At 61.5% G+C, this 4,212-nt stretch carries 2 protein-coding genes; both read right to left on the reverse strand.

Going from position 1 to position 4,212, the window contains the following annotated elements; genetic code table 11:
* The coding region (locus WBB95_RS02850) for a hypothetical protein (RefSeq protein WP_424486200.1) at positions 1-2,809 on the reverse strand (2,809 nt) is incomplete at its 3' end.
* Between the two features lie 94 nt (positions 2,810-2,903).
* Positions 2,904-4,049 (reverse strand): MalY/PatB family protein, encoded by a 1,146-nt coding sequence (locus tag WBB95_RS02855; RefSeq protein ID WP_424486201.1) that lies wholly within the window; start codon positions 4,047-4,049, stop codon positions 2,904-2,906.
* Positions 4,050-4,212: the final 163 nt, after the last annotated feature.

Below are 4,212 nucleotides of genomic sequence, written 5' to 3' on the forward strand. Positions count from 1 at the left end.
CCTTGCTGGCGACCCCGCTCTTGATCGCCAATGCCCCCAGCACGATGTCGGCAAACCCACCGGCGATGTCCGTGGCCGGGCCCAATACCTTGATCACCGAGCCTGCAATCTTCGCCGACTTGGACGCCCCCAACTTTGCCGCACCGGCTGCCGCCAGGCCGTCATCCAGGTGGGTGGCAAGGCCTTCGGTGGCCTCGGTGACGGCTTTGTCACCTTCGCCAAACATCTGCGAAATGCCGTCGTATTGGCTGTCAGGCACGGCGTCGAGTGCCGTCGCGATCTTGCTTTTAACGTCGGCTGGCAGCTCGCTGACGCGGAATTCGAAGTTCGGCTCCTGCAAGCCGGTCTTGCCCCAGATCTCGGGAAGGGTCTTGTCCAGGCCAAGAAAGTCGACCAGGCCGCCTTTGCCCAGGGTTTCGCCGATCTTGTCGCCCAGGCGCACAAAGTGGCTGGAACCACCGGCAAAACTCAGGAAGTCCTTGGCGATGGACATGCGCTGCGCCGGGGTTTCACCCAACTTGCCGCCTTTGCCCACCAACTGGTAAATCGCCGAGAACATGGTCACGCCAGCACCGAGAGAACCGAGGATGCCCTTGCTGTTGAGGGTGTGGAACACCTCGCCGAGCATGCCGCGATCGGCGACTGGAATGTACGGTTTGCTCAGTGCGGTTTTCAGGTCGGCTTCGCTGATGGAGCCGTTGTTCTTGTAGACCTCACCCAACTCTTCCAGGGCCTTGGTCACACCGGCGGACTTTTCCTTGCCCTCCAGGCCTTCGTTGAGGAATTTTTCCAGGGTTTCCTGGGTACGGCGCGGCAGGTCGAGCAGGGTGCCTTTCAACACGCCTTTGAGCAGGCCGAACAGGTCCTTGGTCGCTAGTTCCTTGTTCTCGTCAGAGATTTTGCTCGGGTCCGACAGGATCGCATTGAGGTCGGTGGTCAGCCCGTCGGCCTGGATGTTCTGCGCGGCCTTGCTGGCGGCTTCCGGGTCGAACAGCGACAGCGATGTCAGGGTGTCGCTGAGGTCTTTTTGCGCCTCAGAGGTCTTGCCTTGGTCTTGCAGGTCCTTGAGGTAGAGCACGTAATCCGGGTTGGACGTGAGGTCGAGCAGTTTCTGCTTGATCTCGTCCTTGTTCGGCAGTTTGTTGATGGCGTCGTCCATCTTCGACTTGTAGTCGGCCTGCACCGTCGGGTCTTTGAACAGTTCGCCGATCTGTTCCTGCACGGCCTTGCCGTCGATGATGTCGTGCATGTCGGCCGAGGTCAGCTCGGTCTGCTTGTCATCGAACTCACGCCAGGTGGTGTTGAACGGGCGCTTGGCTTCTTCATAGCCGGTGATGCCGTGGCCGTTCTGGTAGGCCGCCTGCGCTTCGAGGGCGCGGACCAGCTTGGCGCGTGGGTCGTCCTTGGGGATCGAGCCGTTTTTCACGCCCTCGCGGTAGGTGTCGATCAGTTGGGTGGTGGCCAGTTCGCTGACACTCAGGGTCGGCGATTTGTCGTCCTTTTCATCGGCGTGTACGCCGGTGTCCATGTTCAGCACATCCAGGTCGCCGGCCTTGGGCAAGTTGTGCTGGGTGCGGGTGTCGTCGACCTCGCTGGTGCTGGCGGCGTCCCACTTGGCCTTGACGTCATCGTAGAGCTGCGGGCTCAGCTCCTTGGACACGATGACCTTGCCTTCGCTGGTTTCATAGCGGATCAAGCCATCGCCCAGTTCATCCGGGGAGCCGAAGGTGATGTCGGTGTTTTTCAGGAAGTCATTCGGTCCCGCCAGTTTGTAGCCTTCACCTTCACTGGTGTGGATCTTGTCCCAGGTGTCATGGGCGGTGGCGACGCTCTTGAACAGCTCGGGGCTGACGTCGGAAGACACCACCACCTTGGTGCCGTCATGCAGTTCGTAGGTCAGGATGTTGTCTTTCTGGTCATTGTTCCAGCTGAACGTCTTGTAGTCATTCAGGTCGGGCACGGGTGTATTGGCATCGGCCAGCACCGCGCCGTTGTTCAGTTCGCCTTCCACCACGGCTTTTTTGTCCGGGTGGGTGTAGACCTCGTGCAGGCCCGCCAGGTAGTCGAACAGCTTGGGGTTGTCGTCCCGGGCCACGACCATTTTCTGGCCGTTGCTTTCAAAGCGGATCAGGCCCGGGCCCACTTCGTCTTCGGGGCCGACGGTGGTGCCCGCGTAGGGCGGCCACACTTCGTTGTCGCTGGCGCGCTTGTAGCCGGCGTCTTCACTGCTGGAGAGGCCGGTGAAGCTCGCGTAGTCGTCCTTGGCTTTCTGGAACGCCTCGGGGTTGTCGCGCTGGCTGATGACGACCTTGGTGCCGTCCTGGGTTTCATAGCGGATCACGCCGGGGCCGGTTTCATCCGGCGGGCCGAGGGATTTGTAATCGGCGAGTTTTTCCGGCGCCTTGCCGTCGCCGCCCAGGCTTTGGTAGCCAGCGTTCTGGCTGGCGACCACGCCAGAGAGGGATTTGAAGTCCTGGCTGACTTGCTTGAACAGTTCCGGGCTGTCTTTTTCGCTGACGATGACCTTCTTGCCGTCCTGGGTTTCATAACGGATCAGCCCCGCGCCGACCTCGTCGGGCGGGCCGATGGCCTTGTAGTCGGATAATGCAGGCGGTGGCGTGGCGTCTTTGCCGGCGAGTTCATAGCCGTCTTTTTTGCTGGCATCGAGCCCTGAGGGTTTCTTGTCCTGGGCCTCGACCTTTTTGTTGGCGCTGTTCTTGAGCAGTACATGGAATTCCGCGCCCGACGTAGTCGGTGTGCGGGGGAGGCTTTTAGGCTCGGACGAGCGATCAAGCGGCTGGGTCGACATGCCGTGCAACTCCTGCTGTTTCCGGTGGGACTATTCGGCGAAAACAGTAACAGCAGGGGTTTGGCACTCGTTGCGAAACGTTGTGAATTGAAGCCTAGCGGTGATGCAGCGCACGCTCCATGCGTTGCAGGCCTTCTTCCAGCATGGCCCGTGGGCAACCGAAGTTCAGGCGCACGAATTGCTGGCTTTCATCACCAAATTCGAGCCCCGCACTCAAGCCGACCTTGGCCTGTTCCAGGAAGAACTGCTGCGGGTCGTCCAGGCCCAGCGCACTGCAATCCAGCCACGCCAGGTACGTGCCTTGTGGTGCGTGCATCACCACGCCGGGCAAGCGGGTTTGCACGGCGTTGAGCAGGTAGTCGCGGTTGGCTTGCAGGTACTGCACCAGCGCGTCGAGCCAGTCGCCGCACTGGCTGTAGGCCGCGTGGGTGGCCTCCAGGCCCAGGGGGCTGACGCTGTCGACCATGCCGCAGCGGGCGTTATTGAAGCGCTCGCGAACCTCGGCGTTTTGCACCACGGCAAAACAGGTCTTCAAGCCCGCCACGTTGTAGGCCTTGCTGGCCGACATCAGGGTGATGGTGCGCTGGGCAATTTCAGGGCTGAGGCTGGCGGTGGGGATGTGGCGGCGACCGTCGAAGCACAGCTCGGCGTGGATTTCATCGCTGATGATCAGCGCACCGTTTTCCAGGCAGGCGTTGGCCACGGCCAGCAGCTCTTCACGGGGGAACACTTTGCCCACCGGGTTATGCGGGTTGCTCAGCAGCAGCGCGCCGGCGCCGCTGAGTGCCTCGCGCATGGCCGGCATCGGTGTGACGTATTCGCCTTGGGTCAGCGCGAACGGTACTTCGATGCGCGGCAGGTTCCAGTGCCCGGGCGCCAGGCGAATCGGGCGATAGTTGGGCGTTTGCAGCACCACCGGCTGGCCGGGTTGCACAAAAGCGTGCAGTGCCATATTGAAGCCCGGCTCGACACCCGGCAGGAACAGCAGCTCTTCAGGCAGCACCCGCCAGGCGTACTTGGCCCACAGGTCGGCCACGATGGCTTCACGCACATCCGGGCCGGCCACGCTGTAGCCAAGAATCTGCTGGTCGAGGCGGGCGTGCAGGGCGTGCAGCACAGCGGGTGGCGCGGCGATATCCATGTCGGCGATCCACATCGGCAAAACGTCTTGCGGGTAACGGTTCCACTTGGTGCTGCCGGTGCCGAGGCGTGGGTGGATCGTGTCGAAATCAAAGCTCATGGGAGGCTCGTGTCAGGGGCAGGTGAAGAATGGCGCCGATTCTAGCGCCATTAATTTTATAGGCCAGTGATGATTGCCGCTGGCAGCTGTCTGTGTGCTTGTTTTTTTGCGGGATTGACCGTTTTTTACTGCGCACGGTGGCGTTCAGGGGGCGGTTGATGGC

This window comes from Pseudomonas sp. (genome assembly GCF_049645325.1).
In the GTDB taxonomy this organism is placed as follows: Bacteria; Pseudomonadota; Gammaproteobacteria; order Pseudomonadales; family Pseudomonadaceae; genus Aquipseudomonas.

Bases quoted from the DNA above. Each gene is read 5' to 3' on its own strand.
- WBB95_RS02855 (WP_424486201.1), bottom strand. From the start codon at position 4,049: ATGAGCTTTGATTTCGACACGATCCACCCACGCCTCGGCACCGGCAGC.